Source organism: Paracoccus contaminans (genome assembly GCF_002105555.1).
GTDB classification, from domain to species: domain Bacteria; phylum Pseudomonadota; class Alphaproteobacteria; order Rhodobacterales; family Rhodobacteraceae; genus Paracoccus; species Paracoccus contaminans.
On record NZ_CP020612.1, the window covers coordinates 118,382 to 138,156 of the forward strand.

The window sequence follows — 19,775 nt, forward strand, 5'->3', positions numbered from 1 at the left end:
TAGGAACGGTCCCGGACGGCGGTGATCCGGCGGCGAATCGAAATCAATCATAGCAGGAACGACAGGGCGCAGATGCACGATCCCGCAGAATTCTACATGAACACGCTCGTCCCCATGGTTGTCGAACAGACCAGCCGGGGCGAACGTGCCTATGACATCTTCTCGCGCCTGCTCAAGGAACGGATCATCTTCCTGTCCGGCCCGGTCCATGACGGCATGGCAACGCTGGTCTGCGCGCAGCTGCTGTTCCTTGAGGCGGAGAATCCGTCCAAGGACATCAGCATGTATATCAACAGTCCCGGCGGTTACGTGACCGCGGGCCTGTCGATCTATGACACGATGCAGTATATCCGCCCGCGCATTTCCACGCTGGTCATCGGGCAGGCCGCCTCGATGGGCTCGCTGCTGCTGGCCGCGGGCGAAAAGGGGGCACGCTATTCGCTGCCCAACAGCCGCATCATGGTGCATCAGCCTTCGGGCGGTTTCCAGGGCACGGCATCGGACATCCTGATCCACGCGCAGGAAACCGAAAAGCTCAAGCGGCGGCTGAACGAGATCTATGTCAGGCATACCGGCCGCACCCTTGAAGAGGTCGAAGCGGCGCTGGAACGCGACCGCTTCATGTCGCCCGAAGAGGCGAAGGATTGGGGCCTGATCGACGACATCCTTGCCGATCGCGGCAAGGCCGTGCCTGAAACCTGACGGATGCGGCATGCTGATCGCGGCGATCACCCGGACGCCGGCGAAAAGCGGATTGTGACTGCGGCCCGCCCTGCCTAACATGGGCGGACCGGCATGGCTGACGAGGCAAGGCGCAGCGCGCCTGCCGGAATGGCCCGCCCAGCGCGGCGCGGCACAGACAAGGCAAGGAAGACGACGATGGCGAACCAGCCCGGCGGCGACAGCAAGAACACGCTCTACTGCAGCTTCTGCGGCAAGAGCCAGCACGAGGTCCGCAAGCTCATTGCCGGTCCGACCGTGTTCATCTGCGACGAATGCGTCGAGCTGTGCATGGACATCATCCGCGAGGAAACCAAGTCCTCGGGGCTGAAGACCGGCGACGGCGTGCCCACCCCGCGCGAGATCATGGCGGTTCTGGACGACTATGTGATCGGGCAGGAACATGCCAAGCGCGTGCTGTCGGTGGCCGTCCACAACCACTACAAGCGGCTGAACCACAGCTCCAAGACCGACATCGAGCTGGCCAAGTCGAACATCCTGCTGATCGGGCCGACGGGCTGCGGCAAGACGCTGCTGGCGCAGACGCTGGCGCGCATCCTGGACGTGCCCTTCACCATGGCCGATGCCACCACGCTGACCGAGGCCGGCTATGTCGGCGAGGATGTGGAGAACATCATCCTCAAGCTGCTGCAGGCATCGGAATACAATGTCGAGCGCGCGCAGCGCGGCATCGTCTATATCGACGAGGTCGACAAGATCACCCGCAAGTCCGACAACCCCTCGATCACCCGCGACGTGTCGGGCGAGGGGGTGCAACAGGCTCTGCTGAAGATCATGGAGGGCACGGTCGCGTCGGTGCCGCCCCAGGGCGGGCGCAAGCACCCGCAGCAGGAATTCCTGCAGGTCGACACGACGAACATCCTGTTCATCTGCGGCGGCGCCTTTGCCGGGCTCGACCGCATCATCGCCCAGCGCAACAAGGGCACCGCCATCGGTTTCGGCGCAAGCGTCAAGGAAAACGACGACCGGGGCGTGGGCGAGCTGTTCAAGGATCTCGAACCCGAGGATCTGCTCAAGTTCGGCCTGATCCCCGAATTCGTCGGCCGTCTGCCGGTCATCGCGACGCTGACCGACCTGGATGAGGAAGCGCTGATCACCATCCTGACCCAGCCCAAGAACGCGCTGGTCAAGCAGTATCAGCGGCTGTTCAACATCGAGGATGTGAAGCTTACCTTCACCGAGGATGCGCTGAAGGCGATTGCCCGGCGCGCGATCAAGCGCAAGACCGGGGCACGGGGCCTGCGCTCGATCATGGAGGACATCCTGCTGGACAGCATGTTCGAGCTGCCGGGCATGGACAGCGTGACCGAGATCGTCGTCAACGAAGAGGCCGTGGACAACCCCGTCGCCAAGCCGTTGCAGATCCATGCCGAGCCGAAAAAGGAACCCGCCGCCGCCGGCTGAGTCGCCCCGCCGAAAGGCGCTTGGCGCCCCTGCCTCAAGGGGTCGCCAAAGCCGGGCGGCACTTTAGCAGGCGCGGCTTTGGCAGGCGGGTGCCGGCATCGGCATTAACGCCTGCCCTCGACGCTGTTGCGCAAGACAAGGATAGCCCCTGCTCGGACGGGCTTGGTGTTGGCAGGTCAGGCGCGCCCCGCAGATCTATGCAGGCCACGCATCCCTGCGCCTCAAAAGCCCGCCCGACATGGAGGGTGGCCTTGCGCAAGCACAATGCGCAGCACATGACCCTGCGTCCGGCCCGCCTCCGCGCCCCGAACAGGCGGCGCTGTCCCCTTGGCCAATGGCTTGGCCAGCCCCAGCCCGCAATGCATGCCCCTTCATGCGCAATCCTGTCCTCTGGAGCGATGACCGGCGCAGTCATGCCGCGCCCCGCCGGCTGACGCCGCGCGCATTGTCGCGGGGCGGTATGGCGCGTTCACCGTGGCAGGAGGGGGCGGGGGCATGAGCCGCCGGCGCGCCATTTCCCGCCAGGATGACAGACAGGCCCTTCGCAGCGCGCCTGCGGTCGCAGCCGACATATTCATGTCGCAAACCATCGTGCATAACCCGGTGGTCCGCATCCTTGCGGATGTTCGATCAGGGACTGACGATGACCACCGACCTCGACGCGCTTACCATAGACGAAGGCCTGGACGAGGACTTCGAGCTCGATCTTGAGGACGCGCTGCTGCCCCGGCAGATCGCGGCGGCCTACAAGGAAATGCATCCCGATCCCCTGCCCCGCCGGGTCTACTTCAACGAACTGCTGCGGCTGCAGTCCGAGCTCATCAAGCTGCAGGACTGGGTTTCGGCCACCCGCGAAAAGATCGTCGTCGTCTTCGAGGGCCGCGACAGCGCCGGCAAGGGCGGGGTCATCAAGCGCATCACCCAGCGCCTGAACCCCCGTGTGGTGCGCACCGTCGCCCTGCCAGCGCCGTCAGACCGGGAAAAGACCCAGTGGTATTTCCAGCGCTATGTCCCCCACCTGCCGGCCGGGGGCGAGATCGTTCTGTTCGACCGCAGCTGGTATAACCGCGCCGGCGTCGAACGCGTCATGGGCTTTGCCGACGAGGCGCAGGTCGAGCAGTTCTTCCAGGATGTGCCGGAATTCGAACGGATGCTGGTCCGCTCGGGCATCCGGCTTGTGAAATACTGGTTCTCGATCACGGACGCGGAACAGCAGATGCGCTTTCTGATGCGCATCCACGACCCGCTGAAACAGTGGAAGCTGTCGCCCATGGACCTGCAGAGCCGCGTCCGCTGGGAGGCCTATACCAAGGCCAAGGAAGAGATGTTCGAGCGCACCTCGATCCCCGAGGCACCGTGGTATATCGTGGCGGGCAACGACAAGAAGCGGGCGCGGCTGAACTGCATCGACCACCTGCTCGGCCTCATCCCCTATACCGATGTCGAGCATGCCGAGATCAAGCTGCCCGATCGCATCTTCAACCCCGACTATGAACGCGATATCCTGCCGCGCGAGTTGTATGTTCCCGAACGTTACTGAGGCGCCATGCCCAAGGCCTACTGGATCGCCCATGTCAGCATCGACGACCCGGCCGCATACGAGGCCTATCGCCGCGCCAATGCCGCGGCCTTCGCGCGGTTCGGCGGGCGATTCCTGGTTCGCGGCGGGGCGCAGCAGGTGATGGAGGGCACGGCGCGCCCGCGCAGCGTCGTGATCGAGTTCGCCAGCCGCGCCGATGCCGAGGCCTGCTATCACAGCGCCGAATACCAGGCGGCGCTGGCCCTGCGTCAGCCGGTCAGCACGGCCGACATGATGATCGTGGATGGCTGGGAAGGCGATCAGCCGGGCGGCGCAGGGTAGGGCCCGACCGTCTTGAACTTGGCGGCGCGACGTAGTTACTAAGCCCATGTTCAGGAACCTGCTTCATCGCCTTTTCGGTGACGAACCGCCCCGATCGGCCCTGTCCGATGACGAGGTCGAGGCGGCGGTTGCGGCGCTGCTGGTGCGCATGGCGCGCGCGGATAACCGCTATCAAGACAGGGAACGCGCCCGCATCGCCATGCTGCTGGGCCGGCGGCGCAGGCTGGATGCCTCGCATGCCGCCGATCTGCTTGCCGCGGCCGAGATGCTCGAGGCAGAGGCGCCGGACACGGTGCGATTCACCCGCGCGGTGAAGGATGGCGTGCCGCTGGAAAAGCGGCTGTCCGTCATCGCGGCCATGTGGGAAATCGCGCTGGTCGATGGCGAACGGTCGCCGTCCGAGGATGCGACGGTGCGGCTTGCTGCCAATCTTCTGGGCATCAGCGATGTCGACAGCGCATTGGCGCGGCAGGCGGCGGAGCGGGCGCAGGGCGGCGCCCCCTGAGGAACGGCGCACGCACGACACCGTTGCATTTTCCGGCGGGATTGCGCCAGATGGTCGCATCATGAAACGCGACTGCACGACCAGCGCCGCCCCTGCGGACCCCGCCACCTCCGGCCCGGTCATCCGTATTGCCGGGCTGCACAAGGCCTATGGGCTGCTCGAGGTGCTCAAGGGCGTCGATCTGGTGGCCGAAAAGGGCAGCGTCGTCACGCTGATCGGCTCCTCGGGCTCGGGCAAATCCACCCTGCTGCGCTGCTGCAACCTGCTGGAGCTGAGCCAGAGCGGCGAGATCGTCATCGAGGGTGAGCCGGTTCGCTGGATGAAGGAGGGACCGGGCCGGCGCCCCGCCGACGCCCGGCAGGTTCGCCGCCTGCGCACCAATCTTGCCATGGTGTTCCAGCAGTTCAACCTGTGGTCCCACATGACCGTCCTGCAGAACGTGATGGAGGCGCCGGTCACCGTGCTGGGCCAGCCGGCCGCGCAGGTCGAGGCGCGCGCCCGCGCGCTGCTGGCCAAGGTGGGAATCGGCGACAAGGCCGAGGCATGGCCTGCCCAGCTGTCAGGCGGCCAGCAGCAGCGCGCCGCCATCGCCCGCGCCCTGTGCATGGAGCCGCGCGCCCTGCTGCTGGACGAGCCGACCAGTGCCCTCGACCCCGAATTGCAGCAGGAAGTGGTGCGCGTCATCAAGGATCTGGCGGCCGAGCATCGCACAATGATCCTCGTGACCCATGACATGCGCCTTGCGGCCGATGTCAGCGACAGGGTGATGTTCCTGCATCAGGGCCGGGTCGAGGAAGAAGGCCCGCCCGAGCAGATTTTCCGCGCGCCGCAGACAGAACGGCTGCGCCAATTCCTCAGCGCCACCATGGCAGGCTGAGGCACACCAAAGGGGAGAAAACGCGATGAAACGACTGATGCTCGCTGCGGCGGTGCTGGCGCTCAGCGCCGGGCTGGCGCAGGCCGAAAAGCTGCGCATGGGCAGCGAGGGGGCCTATCCGCCCTACAACTTCATCAATGAAAAGGGCGATCTGGACGGGTTCGAGATCGAGCTTGGCAACGAGCTGTGCCGGCGGATCGAGGCGGAATGCACCTGGGTCAAGAATGACTGGGATTCGATCATTCCGAACCTTGTGGCGTCGAACTATGACACCATCATGGCCGGCATGAACATCAGCGAGGAACGCAAGAAGTCGGTCGCCTTCTCGACCGCCTACACGCCGCCGCCGCCCTCGGCCTATCTGGCCCGGTCGGCCGATGCCGACATCCACGGCACGATCGCGGCCCAGACCAGCACGATCCAGGCGGCGCATGTGGCCGATACGGGTGCCACGCTGATCGAGTTTCCCACCGGCGAGGAAACCGTGGCCGCCGTCCGCAACGGCGAGGCTGATGCCGTCTTTGCCGACCGCGACTTTCTGGTGCCCTTCGAGAAGGATTCGAACGGCGCGCTGGTCTGGGTGTCGGGTCAGGACAGGGTTCTGCTGGGCGAGGGCATCGGCATCGGGATGCGCAAGTCCGATACCGAGCTGAAGGCCCGCTTTGACAAGGCCATCGAAGCGATGAAGGCGGACGGCTCGCTGGACAAGCTGATCGGCAAGTGGTTCGGGCCCGAGGCCAAGACCTTTGCCAGCTGGGCCGCGGAAGGCGGGCCCGCCGCGGGCGCGGCCCCTGCTGCATCCCCGGCCCCTGCTGAACCTGCGGGCGCTGCTGCATCCCCGGCCCCCGCCGTGTCCCAGGACGCGGCCCCTGCTGCCGCCGCTGCTCCAGCGTCTGGCGCAGCCCCCACGGCCACGAACTGATCCATCCGATTGCAGGGCCGCCGTCCGTCAGGGGCGGCGGCGCGTGACGCCCATGTTCGCTCAATGCGCCGACCCCAAGGCCCTCGACGGCCTCGCCTGGATGCTGTGCTACCTCACCTCGGGGACGCACCGGCTGTTCTATCTTTCCTTCGGGACGGTGCTGCTGGTGCTGGCCATTACCGCGCCGGCGGCGCTGCTGATGGGTTATGGCGGGGCGATGGCGGCGCGCTCGCGCATCACGGCGCTGCGTTGGCTGGGCAAGACCTATGCCGCGCTGGTGCGGGGCGTGCCCGACATCATCTTCTTCCTGTTCGTGCCCATCGCACTGGATCAGGGGCTGGAATGGCTGCGCAGCCGCGTCTATTGCGACCCCTCGGAGCCGGTGCGGCGCGGCAACGAATTCGTCGTCTGCGCGGCCGCCAAGCTGCCGCCCTCGGCCAGTCCCGAATGGGTTCATGACCTATACGGCATCGCGCTGGCGGTGGTGGCCTTTTCCTTCGTCTTTGGCGCTTTCGTGGCGAATGTGCTGTATGGCGCGATGGGCGCGGTGCCGCAGGCACAGCTGGAAACTGCCGCGGCCTATGGAATGACGCCGCGCCAGATCGACCGGCGCATCCTGATCCCGCAGATGTGGACCTATGCCCTGCCAGGCCTGTCGAACATGTGGATGATCCTGCTGAAGGCAACGCCGCTGCTGTTCCTGCTGGGGGTCGAGGATATCGTCTACTGGGCGCGCGAGCTGGGCACGCCCAAGACATCGGGGCGGGCCTATCCGCATGGTGACTGGCGGGTGTGGTATTTCCTGGCGCTGCTGGTGTTCTATCTGCTGATGACCTGGGTATCGCAGCGGCTGATTGACCGCCTGGGGGCGCGGCTGTCGCGCGGGCAGGCGACCCTTGCGGGCGAGGCGCTGCGGCGCGAGGCGGGCGCATGAGCTGCGCGCAGACCTTTGCCGATTATGCGCTGCGTTCGATCGGGATCGGCGCGCGGGCGCTGCCGCGCACCGATTTCGACCTGTGCCAGCAGGTGGTGCTGATCGGCTCGGGCCTTGTCTGGAACCTCTATTTCGGGGTGCTGGCCCTGGGGGCGGGCTTCGTTCTGGCGACGGCGCTGGCGCTGGCCAAGGCCAGCCCCAACCCCTGGCTGCGCCGCCCGGCCGAGGCTCTCGTCTTTGTCTTTCGCGGATCGCCCCTGTTCATCCAGTTCTTTCTCGTCTATTCGGCGCTGGTGCTGCTGCCCCGCGAGGGGATCACCCTGCCGGGCCTGCACATCCCGACCGCCTGGATGACCCGCGCCTGGGCGGGGGCGCTGTTCGTTCTGATCCTGAACACCGCCGCCTATTCGGCCGAGATCTTTCATGGCGGGCTGCGCAACGTGCCCAAGGGCGATATCGAGGCAGCCGAGGCTTACGGCCTGACAGGCTGGCGCCGTTTCCGCCGGATCGTCTGGCCGACGATGCTGCGCCTGTCCTGGCCATCCTATACCAACGAGGCGATCTTTCTGTTCCACGCCACGACGCTGGTGTTCTTTTCGGGCTTTCCGGCGGTCGGCCAGATGGGGGACGGGCTGTATTATGCCAGCTATTTCGTGGACAAGACCTTCAACCCCTTTGTGGCTTATCCCATTGTTGCGGGATATTTCATCATCCTGACCCTGGCGCTTACGGCGCTGTTCGGGGTCATCAACCGGCGGCTGAACCGGCATCTGCCGGGCGCCGCCCAGCGGCTGAGGTATCGGCCCAAGCTTATCAGGTGAACGAAAATGGACTGGCTGAGGGATCACCCAGAGGTCAAGACGATCCGCGTGGCGGCGGCCGACCTGAACGGCGTCGCGCGCGGCAAGCGCATACCGGCGCGCTTTGCGGACAAGCTGCTGACCGAGGGGACCAAGTTCCCCTATTCGGTGCTGAACATGGACATCTGGGGCGAGGATGTCGAAAACTCGCCGCTGGTCTGGCAGGCGGGCGACCCCGACGGGCTGCTGATGCCGACCGAGCGGGGCTTCATGCCGATGCCCTGGCTCGACGCGCCGACCGCGTTGCTGCCACTGTGGATGTTCCACCCGGACGGTCGTCCCTATGACGGCTGCCCGCGCCAGGCGCTGGCCCGCGTCGCCGAACGCTATGCTTCCGCCGGGCTGACCCCGGTGGTGGCGACCGAGCTTGAGTTCTTCCTGATCGACGACAGCAAGTTCGGCGAATTGCAGGTGCCGCCCTCGCCCCGGTCGGGCAAGCGCCGCACGGGGGCCGAAACGCTCAGCCTGCGGGCGCTCGACAGTTTCGACAGGTTCTTCACCGATCTTTACGACAGCTGCGAGGCGATGGACATTCCCGCCGACACCGCCATCAGCGAGGCCGCGCCGGGGCAGTTCGAGATCAACCTGATGCATCAGCCCGACCCGCTGAAGGCGGCGGATGACGCCTGGCTGTTCAAGCTGCTCGTCAAGGGCGTGGCGCGGCGTTACGGCTTTGCGGCCTCGTTCATGGCCAAGCCCTATCATCTGTTCAACGGCTCGGGGATGCACATGCATTTCTCGGTGCTGGACAGCAGGGGAAACAACATCTTCGACGACGGGAGCGAGGCGGGGTCGGAACGGCTGCGCCACGCGGTCGCGGGCTGTCTGCAGGCGATGCCGGGATCGGCGCTGATCTTTGCCCCGCACGAGAACAGCTATGACCGGCTGGTGCCCAACGCCCATGCCCCGACCGGGATCGGCTGGGCCTATGAAAACCGCACCTCGGCGATCCGCATTCCCTCGTCCGGGCACAAGGCGAGGCGGATCGAACATCGCACCCCCGGCGGGGACGTGAACCCCTATCTGACGACCGCCGCGATCCTCGGCGCCGCGCTGAACGGGATCGAGGATGGCCGCGATGCCCCTGCCCCGATCACCGGCAACGCCTATGATCACCCCCTGGCCCAGTTGCCCGGAAGCTGGGGCGAGGCCATCGACGCCTTCGAGGCCAGCCCCGAGATGCGGCGCATCTTTCCCCAGCACCTGATCGAGAACCTGGTGATGACCAAGCGGCAGGAGCTGCACTACATGGCCGAGCTGTCGGACGCCGAGACGGTCGAGCTGTATCTCGATACGGTCTGAGACGGTGGCCTTCACCCTGTCGCCCGGCTTTGTCCAGCGCGCCGATCATGCCGTGATCGTCGCCTGCGACGGGGGCTATCTGCCCTTTGCGGGCGTTCTGGCGCGGCAGCTGGCGGCGGTGCCCGACCGGGGCTTTGACGTGCTGATCGGCTCGCCCCAACCGCTCGACCTGCCGCCCGAATGGATGGCGGCAGGCATCGGGCATGTCGCCGTGCGGGATGACAGGCTCGAGGCGTCGCTGCCGCTGGATGCCCGCCGTTCGCTTGCCACCTATATGGAGGTGTTCCTGGCCCGTGCGCTGAAGGGGCGATGGCGGCGCATCCTGGTGCTGGATTCGGACATCCTGCTTGATCGCGGAGATCCCGGCCGCCTGCTGGCGGGCAACATGCGCGGCCGCGCCGTGGCCGCGGTACGCGACAACCGCCAGTGGCGCAACCCCGCCAAGCGCACCCCCGACCAGATCAGGCAAAAGCGCGCCGCCGCCCCCTATTTCAACGCCGGGGTCGTGATGATCGACACCGATGCCTGGGCGGCGCAGGACCTGCCCGAACGCTGCGCGGGTTTTGCGCGCAGGCATCTGGCCGGGCTGGGGCGCGATCAGGCGCTGGTCAACGGGGTTCTGGACGGCGAATGGACCGAGATCAGCCCCCTGTGGAACTGGCAGTTCACCTGGGCATCCGCGCATCTGACCGCGATGGCCGATCCCTGCCTGATCCATTTCATCGGGCCGGAAAAGCCGTGGCTGGCGCGCTCGGCGGGGATCGTTCCGATGCGCTATCGCGCGCCATATGCGGGCCTGCCGGGGGCGGCAGGCGATCTGACGCGGCGGGCATGGCCCGATCGGGGCCGCCTGGCGCGCGCATTGCTGCGCCAATGGCGCGCCAGCGGGCCGATGCTGACCTATCTGGCCCGCTTTGCCGATGAATATGCGCTGATCGACCCGCGCTAGGTCAGCCGCGCGCGCACGCGCGCCGCCAGATCGCTCAGCTCGGCATCGGGGATGCCCATGGCGTCCAGATGGGCGACCGTGTTGAACAGGTAATCGGCGTTCGGCCCGCGCCCGCCTGATGCGGCCGCGATGATCGCGGCCTGCGCCTCGGCGGACAGGCCGCCGCAATACTGCCAGTGATCGGGGCGCATGACATAGGCCAGCGCCCTGACGCGCCGCCCGTCGGCCAGGGCCAGCGGCACGGCCGCTTCGCGGTAGGCCTCGGTCACCAGCTCGCGCGCGCGGACGGCGGCATGGGCCTGGGGCCACAGGGCGGCATCCACCCGCAGGGCAAGGCCGGTGCACAGATGGCCGGGCGCCGCCTCAAGCCCCAGGACAAGGCCCGGCCGGTCCGCCGTGCCCCGGTGACAAATCGAGCGCAGGCAGAAGCTGCGCCGCCAGCCATCCGCCTGCGCGATGACCTGTTCGGCCACCGGGAATTCGGGCGCCCACATCAGCGAGCCATAGCCGAACAGCCAATGCCCTTCATCCATCGCTTGCCCTTTCGTTGCCGCTGAGGTTTAGGCGGGAGCGACAAAGTTTCAAGACGGGTGGCGGATGCGTGGACTGGTCGCGGTGCTGCTGGTGGTCGCGGCCTCGGTCGCGGCGGCCTGGTTCGGGGGCGAGACATGGCTGGCCCGCGAGGCGGCAAGGCGCATCGCCGATGATCCGCGCATCGCGGCCGCGCAGGTCGCCCCGCTGCGCGATCTTCGGCGGATCGGCCTGCATCTGGCGGATGTGACGGTCGCGACCGCGGCGGGCGATGCGGCCCTGCCGACGCTGGACCTGTGGGCCGCGCCAAGCGCGCCGACCGAGTTTCACGCGGCCCTGCCCGAACGGATGATCCTGCCGATCGGGGGCGTGCTGCGCCCGGTGCAGGCGGCAGGCGCCGGGTTGTCGGCGCGGATCTCGCCGGCCAGCCGCATGGCGGTCAGCCGGGCCGCGCTGTCCAGCGGCCCCGTCACCATCGACGGCGCCCCCCTTGCCGCCGCCGTCCAGATCACGGCGGCGCTGAGCGCGCTGGGGCCCGATGCCCCTGCCGGCGCGGCGGCCAGCTATGCCGTGCAGGGCCAGGCGGACGGGGTGGCACCCCCGGCGGGCATGCAGGCCCTGCAGGATGCGGGCCTGCTGTCGGCAAGCGGGGCGGCGCGCGTCTTTCTGACCGGCCCGGTCGTTCCGGGCGAAAGCCGGCCGCAGGTCGTGGGCCTTGCCTCAGACGGGCTGACCGTGCGGCTTGGATCGCGCGCGGCGCGCGTAACCGGGCGGCTTGCCGCGGATGCCGAGGGCCGGGCGACGGGCGCGATCTTTGTCTATACCCGCGATGTCCAGGACTGGCTGGCACTTGCCGCCGAAACCGGCCTGCTGCCCAAGGGCATGGTCGCGCTGGCCGGCACCGCCCTGGCCGCCGCAGCGGGCACCGCCCCGCAGCTGCCCCCCGGCATCCCGCCCCCCGCCGAGCCGCAGCAGGGCGAATTGCGCATTCCGCTGCTGCTGCGGGGCGGTCAGGCGTTCCTCGGCCCGCTGCCGGTCGGCCCGGCGCCGATCTTTCCGCGCTAGGCGGCAGGCCCGGCGCTGCGGCCGAAATCGGGGGCGGCGGTATCCTGCCCGGCCTCGATGATGCCGCGCCGGATGGCGCGGGTGCGGGTGAAGTAATCATGCAGCTGCTGCCCGTCGCCCATGCGGATGGCGCGCTGCAGGACGAAAAGCTCCTCGGCAAAGCGGCCGAGGATGTCCAGCGTGGCTTCCTTGTTGTGCAGGAACACGTCGCGCCACATCGTCGGGTCCGAAGCGGCGATGCGGGTGAAATCGCGGAAACCGGCGGCCGAATAGCGGATCACCTCGGATTGCGTCACCTGGCGCAGATGGTCGGCGACCCCGACCATCGTATAGGCGATCAGATGCGGGGCATGGCTGGTCACTGCCAGCACCAGATCGTGATGGGCAGGCTCCATCATCTCGACATTGGCGCCCATGCCGCGGGCCAGGGCCGCGAGCCTTTCGACAGCCGCCCCGTCACTGTCCGGCAGGGGCGTCAGCAGCCACCAGCGGTTGCGGAACAGCGTCGAAAACCCCGACCGCGGGCCGGAATGTTCGGTCCCGGCCAGCGGGTGGCCGGGGACGAAATGCACGCCCGGCGGGATGTGCGGGGCGACCGCGTCGATCACCGACTGCTTGACCGAACCCACATCGGTGACGATGGCGCCGGGCGCCAGATGGGGGGCGATCTCGGCCGCGACGGCGGCCATGGCCCCGACCGGCACGGCCAGCACGACCAGGTCGGCGCCCCGGACAGCCTCGGCGGCGGTGGCGAAGACCTCGTCCACCAGGCCGATCTCGCGCGCGGTATCGCGGGTTTCGGCCGACCGGGCATGGCCGGCGATGCGGCGCACCAGCCCGCCTTCGCGCATGGCATGGGCCATTGATCCGGCGATCAGGCCAAGGCCGATCAGGGCGGCGCGCTCGAACAGCGGCGCTGGGGTCATCATGGCGTGTCCCTGCCGGCCTGCCGGGCCATGAACTGGCCGACGACATGGGCCACGCGGCGGCAGGACGCCTCGTCCCCGATGGTGATGCGCAGGCAATGGGGCAGGCCGTAACCGCCGACCTTGCGCACGATGATCCCGTCCGCCTTCAGCGCCGCGTCGCAGGCCTCTGCCGTCTGAACATCCGCGAACCGCGCCAGGATGAAGTTCGCGTGCGAGGGGTCCGAGGGCACCCCGCGATCAGCCAGCGCCGCGGCCAGCCAGGCGCGCAGGCGGGCATTCTCGGACCGGCTGTGGTCGGCATGGGCGCGGTCGCGCACCGCCGCCTCGGCCGTGTCCAGCGCCACGTTCGACAGGTTGAACGGACCGCGCACGCGGTTGAGCACGTCGATGACGGCGCGCGGGCCATAGCCCCAGCCGACCCGCATCCCCCCCAGGCCATACAGCTTGGAAAAGGTCCGCGTCATCACGACATTGGGCAGGCGGCCGGCCAGCTCTGCCCCCCCGTCGTAATCCCCCCCGACATATTCGGCATAGGCCGCGTCGATCACCAGGATCGCCTGCGGCACCGCCGCCGCCAGCCGCTCCAGCTCGGCCAGCGGGACCATAGTGCCGGTCGGGTTGTTGGGATTGGCGACGAAGATCAGCCGCGTGGCGGGCCCGGCCGCCGCGATCAGCGCGTCGATGTCGGTGGTCCGCTCGCGCTCGGGCGCCTCGACGGGGGTGGCGCCGGCAGCCAGCGCGCTGATGCGGTACATCGAAAATCCGTGCTGCGTGAACAGAACCTCGGTCCCCGGCCCGGCATAGGCCTGGCACAGGAAATGGATGATCTCGTCCGAGCCGACGCCGCAGATGATCCGGTCCGGGTCCAGCCCGTGGACCTCGGCGATGGCGGCGCGCAGGCGGGCGTGGTCGGTCGGCGGATAGCGGTGCATCGCATGGGTGGCCCGCACCGCCGCCTCGCGCGCCTTGTCCGATGCCCCGAACGGGTTTTCGTTCGAGCTGAGCTTGAGCACGTCGCTGCGCGCGCCCAGCGTGCTGCTGCCCGCCTCGTAGAGGGCGATGTCCATGATGCCGGGTTGCGGGGCGATCGGGGGCGATGGGGGATGGCTCATGGCGGTCCTTGGCTGCTCGTCCGTTCCTTAGATAGACAGGGTCCGGTTGGAAAGTGCGCCCGTGCAGCCTCTGGGGCACGGGGGGCGGCGGTGCGCCGGCGATCACGCTTCGCGGCGCTCTCTTGACCTGCCGCGGCGGGGAACCCAAAAGCGCCGCCATGCGCCTTTCCGATTTCGACTTCGACCTGCCCGAGGGGCTGATCGCGACGCGCCCGGCCCGTCCGCGCACCGCCGCCCGCCTGCTGGTCGCGCAAGGCGCGCGGATGACCGACGCCACCGTGGCCGACCTGCCGCAGTTCCTGCGCGCGGGCGACCTGCTGGTGCTGAACGACACGCGGGTAATACCCGCCCGCCTGAACGGCACCCGGGGCCGCGCGACCCCGCAGGGCGAGGTGAGCGCCCGTATCGAGATCACCCTGATGGAGCCTGCGCCGGACGGCGCCTGGCGGGCCCTGGCCAAGCCGCTGCGCAAGCTGAGGGCGGGCGATCGGCTGCATTTCGCGGGCAGGCTGTCGGCCATGGTCGAGGCCATCGGCGAGGGCGACGTGACGCTGCGCTTCGATGCCGAGGGCGAGGCGTTCGACGCGGCCCTGGCCGCCGTGGGGGCGATGCCGCTGCCGCCCTATATCGCGGCCCTGCGCGCCCCGGACGAGCAGGACCGCGAGGATTACCAGACGGTCTGGGCGCGCGCCCCCGGCGCCGTGGCCGCCCCCACCGCCAGCCTGCATTTCGACGAGGCGTTGCTGACGCGGCTTGCCGGCATGGGGGTCGGCCTTGCCCATGTCACGCTGCATGTGGGCGCCGGCACCTTCCTGCCGGTCAAGACCGATGATGTCAGCCAGCACCGCATGCATGCCGAACGCGGCATCGTCACCCCCCAGGCCGCCGCCGCCATCGCCGGTGCCAAGGCCGAGGGACGGCGCGTGATCGCGGTCGGCACCACTGCCCTGCGCCTGATCGAGACGGCGGCCGCGGCCGGCAAGATCGGCCCCTTCGACGGCAGCACCGACATCTTCATCCGCCCCGGCTTTCGCTTTCACGTCGCCGACGGGCTGATGACCAATTTTCACCTGCCGCGTTCGACGCTGATGATGCTTGTCTCGGCCCTGATGGGGCCGGACCGGATCAGGGCGATCTATGCCCATGCGATCGCCGCGCGATACCGCTTCTTCAGCTATGGCGATGCCTCGCTGCTGCTGCCAGGCGTGCCGTGCTGAGCGTGCTGCGCCAGACATGGCCGCTGCTGGCGGGCGTGCTGCTGCTGATGATCGGAAACGGGATGCAAGGCACGCTGCTGGGCATCCGCGGCGCCATCGAGGGGATTTCCACCGGCCGCATGGCCATCGTGATGTCGGGCTATTTCGGCGGCTTCGTGCTGGGCAGCCTGATCGTGCCGCGGATGATCCGGCAGGTGGGGCATGTGCGCGTGTTCGCCGCCCTGGGCTCGCTGATCTCGGCGGTGCTGATCGGCTATGGCGCGGCGCCGCACTGGATCGTCTGGGCGCTGCTGCGCCTGACCATCGGCTTCAGCTTCTGCGGGGTCTACATCACCGCGGAAAGCTGGATCAACGCCAGCGCCGGCAACAGGACGCGGGGGCGCGCCATGTCGGCCTATTTCATCGTCCAGATGCTGGGGCTGGTGATCGCGCAGGCGCTGATGAACGTCGCCGATCCGGGCGGCTGGATGCTGTTCGTCATCCCTTCGGTTCTGGTGTCGCTGGCCTTCACGCCGATCCTGCTGACCCGGACGGCCGCACCGCGGTTTGAGACGATCGCACCGATGAGCATCGGGCGCCTCTATCGCACCTCGCCCCTGGGCTGCGTCGGCATCTTCCTGATCGGGGGGGTCTTTTCGGCACTGCTGGGCATGGGGTCGGTCTGGGGTACGCTGATCGGCCTCGACGTGCGCGAGGTTTCGGCCTTTGTCGCCGCGATGTGGACGGGGGGGCTGCTGGCGCAGTATCCGGTCGGCTGGCTGTCGGACCGGATGGACCGGCGGGTGCTGATGACCGGGCTGGCGGTCCTGGGGACGATCGTCACTGTCGCGGTGGTTTCCACTGATACGACCGTCTGGGGCTATCTGGCGGCAGCGGCGGCGATGGGCGGGGTGGCCAATCCGATCTATGCGCTGCTGATCGCCTATACCAACGACTTTCTGGACACGCGCGACATGGCGGCCGCTTCGGCCGGGCTGCTGCTCATCAACGGCGCGGGGTCGGCTTTCGGCCCGATCGTCACCGGTTGGCTGATGGCCTGGCTGGGGCCGGACGGGTTCTGGGTCTATATGGGGGTGCTGCTGGCGGGGCTGTCGGTCTATGCAAGCTGGCGGATGACCCGCCGCGCCGCGCCCGCGCCGGACCAGAACTTTGCCATGCTGTCCCCGTCCGCCACGCCCGTGGGCGTTGAAACTGCGCTGGTGCGGGCCGGCGACAACGCGCCCGCCACGCCCCGCCCCGGGCCATGACCATGGTGGAAGCTGCCGACATCACGCGCTTCTGGATCGAGGAGGTCGGCCCGCGGCGCTGGTATGATTCAGATCCCGGACTGGACAGCATGGTGCGGGATCGTTTCCGCGCCGCCTGGGACGATGCCGGGGTGCTGGCCCCCCGCTGGGCGGCGACGGGCGCCGAAGGTGCGCTGGCGGCGCTGATCCTGACCGACCAGTTGCCGCGCAACATGTTCCGGGGCGATCCCCGTGCCTTTGCCACCGATGCGCTGGCCCGGCAGATCGCCGCCGAGGCCATCGCGGCTGGCCACGACATGACCACCCCCCTGCCCGAGCGGCAGTTCTTCTACATGCCCTTCGAGCACAGCGAGGATCTGGCCGACCAGGACCGGGCCTTGGCCCTGTTTGCCGAACGGATGCCGGGGCATGCGCTGCTGCACGCGCGGCTGCACCGCGATACCATCGCCCGCTTCGGCCGCTTTCCTTGGCGCAACGCGGCATTGGGCCGCGCCTCGACCCCGGCGGAACAGGCGCTGCTGGACGCGGGCGGATATGGGGCGCTGGTGTCGGGCAAAGTCAACCTTGCCGAGCCTTGTTGACCCTGCAATTGTGACCCAAGGTCACAGCTTTCCGGGGGGCAGGACGATGGCGCAGCAATTCGACGTGGTGGTGATCGGTGCAGGGCCGGGCGGCTATGTCGCGGCGATCCGGGCTGCCCAGCTGGGCCTGTCGGTCGCCTGCGTCGAGCGCGAGCACCTGGGCGGCATCTGCCTGAACTGGGGCTGCATCCCGACCAAGGCGCTGCTGCGTTCGGCCGAGGTCTTTCACCTGATGGAACGCGCCAAGGATTATGGCCTCAGGGCCGGCGACATCGGCTTTGACCTGGACGGGGTGGTGCAACGCTCGCGCGGGGTGGCCAAGCAGCTGTCAGGCGGCGTCGGGCACCTGCTGAAGAAGAACAAGGTCACCGTCCTCATGGGCGAGGCGGTGCTGACCGCCCCCGGCAAGGTCAGCGTCACCACCGACAAGGGCACCGAGGAACTGGCGGCCAGGAACATCATCCTTGCCACCGGCGCCCGCGCGCGCGAGCTGCCGGGGCTGGAGGCGGACGGCGATCTGGTCTGGACCTACAAGCATGCACTGGTCCCCAAGCGGATGCCCAAGAAGCTGCTGGTCATCGGCTCGGGCGCGATCGGGATCGAATTCGCCAGCTTCTTCAACACCATGGGCGCCGACACGACCGTTGTCGAGGTGATGGACCGCGTGCTGCCGGTCGAGGATGCCGAGATCAGCGCCCTGGCGAAAAAGCAGTTCGTCAAGCAGGGCATGACGATCCTTGAAAAGGCGACGGTCAGGAAACTCGACCGCAAGGGCCAGGCTGTCACCGCCCATATCGAGACTGGCGGCAAGACAGAGACGCGCGATTTCGACACCGTCATCTCTGCCGTGGGGATCGTCGGGAACGTGGAAAACCTCGGTTTGGAGGCCCTCGGGGTCAAGATCGACCGCAGCCATGTCGTCACCGACGAGTTCTGCCGCACAGGCGTCGACGGCCTTTATGCGATCGGCGATATCGCGGGTGCGCCATGGCTGGCGCACAAGGCCAGCCATGAGGGCGTCATGGTGGCCGAACTGATCGCCGGCAAGCATGCCCATCCCTGCAAGCCCAGCAACATCCCCGGCTGCACCTATTGCCACCCGCAGGTCGCCAGCGTCGGCCTGACCGAGGAAAAGGCAAAGGCCGCGGGGCACGAGGTCAAGGTGGGCCGCTTCCCCTTTGTCGGCAACGGCAAGGCGATCGCGCTGGGCGAGCCGGAGGGGCTGGTCAAGACCGTTTTCGACGCCAGGACGGGCGAGCTGCTGGGCGCCCACATGATCGGCGCCGAGGTGACCGAGCTGATCCAGGGCTATGTCATCGGCAAGACCGCCGAGCTGACCGAGGAAGATTTCATGCACACCGTCTTTGCCCACCCGACGCTAAGCGAGATGATGCATGAATCGGTGCTGTCGGCCTATGGGCGCGCGATCCATTTCTGAAAGGGGCGTGACATCGCGTCATGCGCGCTCGACGATCACCCTGCGTTGAAGCATGCCGCTGTTGCGGCTAGGCTCTGCCTGGCTATCGCTTTAGGGCCGGCAGGACGGCTGGATCGACGTGAAAAGGGCCATGCGCGCGAAGATTGTCCGTCCTGATCGGCTGGCAGCGCGGAGCCGTCCCTTGCTCAGGGGCGGGATTGCCGCCCTGGCGGTGCTGGCGCTTTCGGCCTGCGGGGCGCGGCCCGGCCCCGAAACCCTGTTGCCGGTCGCCAATCCCGGCCCCGGCACTCAGCAGATCACGGTGCTGGCTGTAACTGACCGGACCGGCACGGACAGCTTGCCGCCGGTCTTTGGCTCGGGCCGCGGCACCCCCCGCTATGAGGAACTGACCCTGCTGCGCCGGCGCGCGCCGCCGGGCGCCGTTCCCGAAACCGAACGCCCCGCCGCCGATCCGTCGAAACGCTTTGTCACCATCGGCCGGCGCCTGATGTCGGGCCCGCGCTTTGATGCCGAAGTGTCGCGGATGGCAGGATCGGCGGGCGACGTGCCGATCACCGTCTATGTGCACGGCTACAACTACAGCTATCAAGAGGCGGTGTTCCGCCTCGCTCAGCTTGGCGCCGATCTGGGCGTGCCCACTGTTCCCGTGCTGTTTTCCTGGCCATCGGACGCAACCCCGGTCGGCTATCTGGCCGATCAGGACAGCGCGACCTATGCGCGCGACGATCTGGCGCAGCTGCTGTCCAGGCTGGCCCGCGAACATCCGCGCAGCGACATCGCGGTGATCGGGCACAGCATGGGTGCCTGGCTGGTGATGGAATCGCTGCGCCAGCTGCGGATCAATGGCGCAGCGGGCAAGGGAACGCAGCCGCTGGATCGGTTGCACGTGGTGCTGGCGGCGCCGGACATCGACATGGATGTGTTCGGCCGGCAGGCCGATGCGATCGGCCCGCTCGACGCGCCGATGACCGTGCTCGTCTCATCCGACGACCGTGCGCTTGCCGCATCATCGCGGCTTGCCGGCAACCGCACCCGGCTGGGGCAGGCCAGGCTGGACGACCCGCGCCTGGTGGCGATCAGCAGGCGCAACAAGGTGCAGGTGATGGATATTTCGTCGGCACCCGCCAGCGACGCGCTGAACCATGACCGTTATATCGGCTTTGCCGCCCGTTGGGCGCGGCTGTCGCAGGGCGGGGCCGGCACCGACATGCGTGCGCTGGGCGCATCGGTTCTGGATGCCACGGGCCGGATCGTCGCGGCCCCGTTCAGCACCGCGGCGCAGATCGTGGACGGGCGCTAG

At 68.1% G+C, this 19,775-nt stretch carries 19 protein-coding genes and 1 pseudogene; 17 read left to right on the forward strand and 3 right to left on the reverse strand.

The features are described from left to right. Positions 1 to 72: 72 nt before the first annotated feature. The 11 genes and pseudogenes from B0A89_RS00540 (at position 73) to B0A89_RS00590 (ending at position 10,355) form a co-directional block, all read left to right on the forward strand. A complete protein-coding gene (locus tag B0A89_RS00540) occupies positions 73 to 702 on the forward strand; it encodes an ATP-dependent Clp protease proteolytic subunit (RefSeq protein ID WP_085376469.1) in 630 nt (209 codons plus the stop codon). A 177-nt stretch (positions 703 to 879) separates the two neighbouring features. Next, the gene (clpX, locus tag B0A89_RS00545; RefSeq protein ID WP_085376470.1) at positions 880 to 2,145 is read left to right on the forward strand and encodes an ATP-dependent Clp protease ATP-binding subunit ClpX; all 1,266 of its coding nucleotides are present in this window, start codon (positions 880 to 882) and stop codon (positions 2,143 to 2,145) included. Positions 2,146 to 2,788: 643 nt separating this feature from the next. Continuing rightward, on the forward strand, positions 2,789 to 3,685 hold the full coding sequence (gene ppk2, locus B0A89_RS00550; RefSeq protein WP_085378657.1) for a polyphosphate kinase 2: 897 nt from the start codon (positions 2,789 to 2,791) through the stop codon (positions 3,683 to 3,685). Between the two features lie 6 nt (positions 3,686 to 3,691). After that, positions 3,692 to 4,006 carry a DUF1330 domain-containing protein gene (locus tag B0A89_RS00555; RefSeq protein WP_085376471.1) on the forward strand — a complete coding sequence of 105 codons (315 nt, stop codon included), beginning with the start codon at positions 3,692 to 3,694 and terminating at the stop codon, positions 4,004 to 4,006. Between the two features lie 46 nt (positions 4,007 to 4,052). Then, the gene (locus tag B0A89_RS00560; protein WP_085376472.1) at positions 4,053 to 4,511 is read left to right on the forward strand and encodes a tellurite resistance TerB family protein; all 459 of its coding nucleotides are present in this window, start codon (positions 4,053 to 4,055) and stop codon (positions 4,509 to 4,511) included. Positions 4,512 to 4,572: 61 nt separating this feature from the next. Next, on the forward strand, positions 4,573 to 5,388 hold the full coding sequence (locus tag B0A89_RS00565; RefSeq protein ID WP_085376473.1) for an ABC transporter ATP-binding protein: 816 nt from the start codon (positions 4,573 to 4,575) through the stop codon (positions 5,386 to 5,388). A 25-nt stretch (positions 5,389 to 5,413) separates the two neighbouring features. Then, a pseudogene (locus B0A89_RS00570) lies at positions 5,414 to 6,136 on the forward strand (transporter substrate-binding domain-containing protein); the annotation flags it as partial. Between the two features lie 226 nt (positions 6,137 to 6,362). Continuing rightward, on the forward strand, positions 6,363 to 7,244 hold the full coding sequence (locus tag B0A89_RS00575) for an ABC transporter permease (RefSeq protein ID WP_085376475.1): 882 nt from the start codon (positions 6,363 to 6,365) through the stop codon (positions 7,242 to 7,244). Beyond that, on the forward strand, positions 7,241 to 8,065 hold the full coding sequence (locus tag B0A89_RS00580; RefSeq protein WP_085376476.1) for an ABC transporter permease: 825 nt from the start codon (positions 7,241 to 7,243) through the stop codon (positions 8,063 to 8,065). The genes B0A89_RS00575 and B0A89_RS00580 overlap by 4 nt, the downstream gene beginning before the upstream one ends. Before the next feature lie 6 nt (positions 8,066 to 8,071). Then, a complete protein-coding gene (locus tag B0A89_RS00585) occupies positions 8,072 to 9,406 on the forward strand; it encodes a glutamine synthetase family protein (RefSeq protein WP_085376477.1) in 1,335 nt (444 codons plus the stop codon). 4 nt (positions 9,407 to 9,410) lie between these two features. Beyond that, positions 9,411 to 10,355 carry a glycosyltransferase family 8 protein gene (locus B0A89_RS00590; protein ID WP_085376478.1) on the forward strand — a complete coding sequence of 315 codons (945 nt, stop codon included), beginning with the start codon at positions 9,411 to 9,413 and terminating at the stop codon, positions 10,353 to 10,355. On the opposite strand, the gene B0A89_RS00595 is transcribed toward B0A89_RS00590, so the two are convergent. After that, positions 10,352 to 10,888: a gamma-glutamylcyclotransferase gene (locus tag B0A89_RS00595; RefSeq protein WP_085376479.1), complete on the reverse strand. Its 537-nt coding sequence runs from the start codon at positions 10,886 to 10,888 to the stop codon at positions 10,352 to 10,354. The genes B0A89_RS00590 and B0A89_RS00595 overlap by 4 nt on opposite strands. A 64-nt stretch (positions 10,889 to 10,952) precedes the next feature. Here B0A89_RS00595 and B0A89_RS00600 point away from each other — a divergent pair, with 64 nt between their 5' ends. Next, positions 10,953 to 11,951, forward strand: coding sequence for a DUF2125 domain-containing protein (locus B0A89_RS00600; protein WP_085376480.1), 999 nt, complete (start codon positions 10,953 to 10,955; stop codon positions 11,949 to 11,951). Here B0A89_RS00600 and B0A89_RS00605 read toward each other — a convergent pair. Continuing rightward, positions 11,948 to 12,880 (reverse strand): prephenate/arogenate dehydrogenase family protein, encoded by a 933-nt coding sequence (locus B0A89_RS00605; RefSeq protein WP_085376481.1) that lies wholly within the window; start codon positions 12,878 to 12,880, stop codon positions 11,948 to 11,950. The two genes, B0A89_RS00600 and B0A89_RS00605, sit on opposite strands and share 4 nt — an antisense overlap. Beyond that, entirely contained in the window at positions 12,877 to 13,992 is a 1,116-nt protein-coding gene (hisC, locus tag B0A89_RS00610; protein ID WP_085376482.1) for a histidinol-phosphate transaminase, read from the reverse strand. The genes B0A89_RS00605 and hisC overlap by 4 nt, the downstream gene beginning before the upstream one ends. A gap of 158 nt (positions 13,993 to 14,150) precedes the next feature. Between hisC and queA the strand changes: the two genes are divergently transcribed. The 5 genes from queA to B0A89_RS00635 all read left to right on the forward strand — a co-directional run bounded on the left by queA (position 14,151) and on the right by B0A89_RS00635 (position 19,775). Next, positions 14,151 to 15,209: a tRNA preQ1(34) S-adenosylmethionine ribosyltransferase-isomerase QueA gene (gene queA, locus B0A89_RS00615; RefSeq protein WP_085376483.1), complete on the forward strand. Its 1,059-nt coding sequence runs from the start codon at positions 14,151 to 14,153 to the stop codon at positions 15,207 to 15,209. Beyond that, positions 15,203 to 16,456 (forward strand): MFS transporter, encoded by a 1,254-nt coding sequence (locus B0A89_RS00620; protein WP_157115198.1) that lies wholly within the window; start codon positions 15,203 to 15,205, stop codon positions 16,454 to 16,456. Before queA ends, B0A89_RS00620 begins: the two co-directional genes overlap by 7 nt. Positions 16,457 to 16,458: 2 nt before the next feature. Beyond that, positions 16,459 to 17,037, forward strand: a complete 579-nt coding sequence (locus tag B0A89_RS00625; RefSeq protein ID WP_157115369.1) for a DUF924 family protein — start codon at positions 16,459 to 16,461, stop codon at positions 17,035 to 17,037. A gap of 46 nt (positions 17,038 to 17,083) precedes the next feature. Further along, positions 17,084 to 18,475: a dihydrolipoyl dehydrogenase gene (gene lpdA, locus B0A89_RS00630; RefSeq protein ID WP_085376485.1), complete on the forward strand. Its 1,392-nt coding sequence runs from the start codon at positions 17,084 to 17,086 to the stop codon at positions 18,473 to 18,475. 130 nt (positions 18,476 to 18,605) lie between these two features. Next, positions 18,606 to 19,775, forward strand: a complete 1,170-nt coding sequence (locus tag B0A89_RS00635; RefSeq protein ID WP_085376486.1) for an alpha/beta hydrolase — start codon at positions 18,606 to 18,608, stop codon at positions 19,773 to 19,775.

Coding starts and splice junctions, on each gene's coding strand:
- B0A89_RS00540 (WP_085376469.1), top strand. CDS start 73: ATGCACGATCCCGCAGAATTCTACATGAACACGCTCGTCCCCATGGTT.
- clpX (WP_085376470.1), top strand. CDS start 880: ATGGCGAACCAGCCCGGCGGCGACAGCAAGAACACGCTCTACTGCAGC.
- ppk2 (WP_085378657.1), top strand. CDS start 2,789: ATGACCACCGACCTCGACGCGCTTACCATAGACGAAGGCCTGGACGAG.
- B0A89_RS00555 (WP_085376471.1), top strand. CDS start 3,692: ATGCCCAAGGCCTACTGGATCGCCCATGTCAGCATCGACGACCCGGCC.
- B0A89_RS00560 (WP_085376472.1), top strand. CDS start 4,053: ATGTTCAGGAACCTGCTTCATCGCCTTTTCGGTGACGAACCGCCCCGA.
- B0A89_RS00565 (WP_085376473.1), top strand. CDS start 4,573: ATGAAACGCGACTGCACGACCAGCGCCGCCCCTGCGGACCCCGCCACC.
- B0A89_RS00575 (WP_085376475.1), top strand. CDS start 6,363: ATGTTCGCTCAATGCGCCGACCCCAAGGCCCTCGACGGCCTCGCCTGG.
- B0A89_RS00580 (WP_085376476.1), top strand. CDS start 7,241: ATGAGCTGCGCGCAGACCTTTGCCGATTATGCGCTGCGTTCGATCGGG.
- B0A89_RS00585 (WP_085376477.1), top strand. CDS start 8,072: ATGGACTGGCTGAGGGATCACCCAGAGGTCAAGACGATCCGCGTGGCG.
- B0A89_RS00595 (WP_085376479.1), bottom strand. CDS start 10,888: ATGGATGAAGGGCATTGGCTGTTCGGCTATGGCTCGCTGATGTGGGCG.
- B0A89_RS00600 (WP_085376480.1), top strand. CDS start 10,953: ATGCGTGGACTGGTCGCGGTGCTGCTGGTGGTCGCGGCCTCGGTCGCG.
- B0A89_RS00605 (WP_085376481.1), bottom strand. CDS start 12,880: ATGATGACCCCAGCGCCGCTGTTCGAGCGCGCCGCCCTGATCGGCCTT.
- hisC (WP_085376482.1), bottom strand. CDS start 13,992: ATGAGCCATCCCCCATCGCCCCCGATCGCCCCGCAACCCGGCATCATG.
- queA (WP_085376483.1), top strand. CDS start 14,151: ATGCGCCTTTCCGATTTCGACTTCGACCTGCCCGAGGGGCTGATCGCG.
- B0A89_RS00625 (WP_157115369.1), top strand. CDS start 16,459: ATGGTGGAAGCTGCCGACATCACGCGCTTCTGGATCGAGGAGGTCGGC.
- lpdA (WP_085376485.1), top strand. CDS start 17,084: ATGGCGCAGCAATTCGACGTGGTGGTGATCGGTGCAGGGCCGGGCGGC.
- B0A89_RS00635 (WP_085376486.1), top strand. CDS start 18,606: ATGCGCGCGAAGATTGTCCGTCCTGATCGGCTGGCAGCGCGGAGCCGT.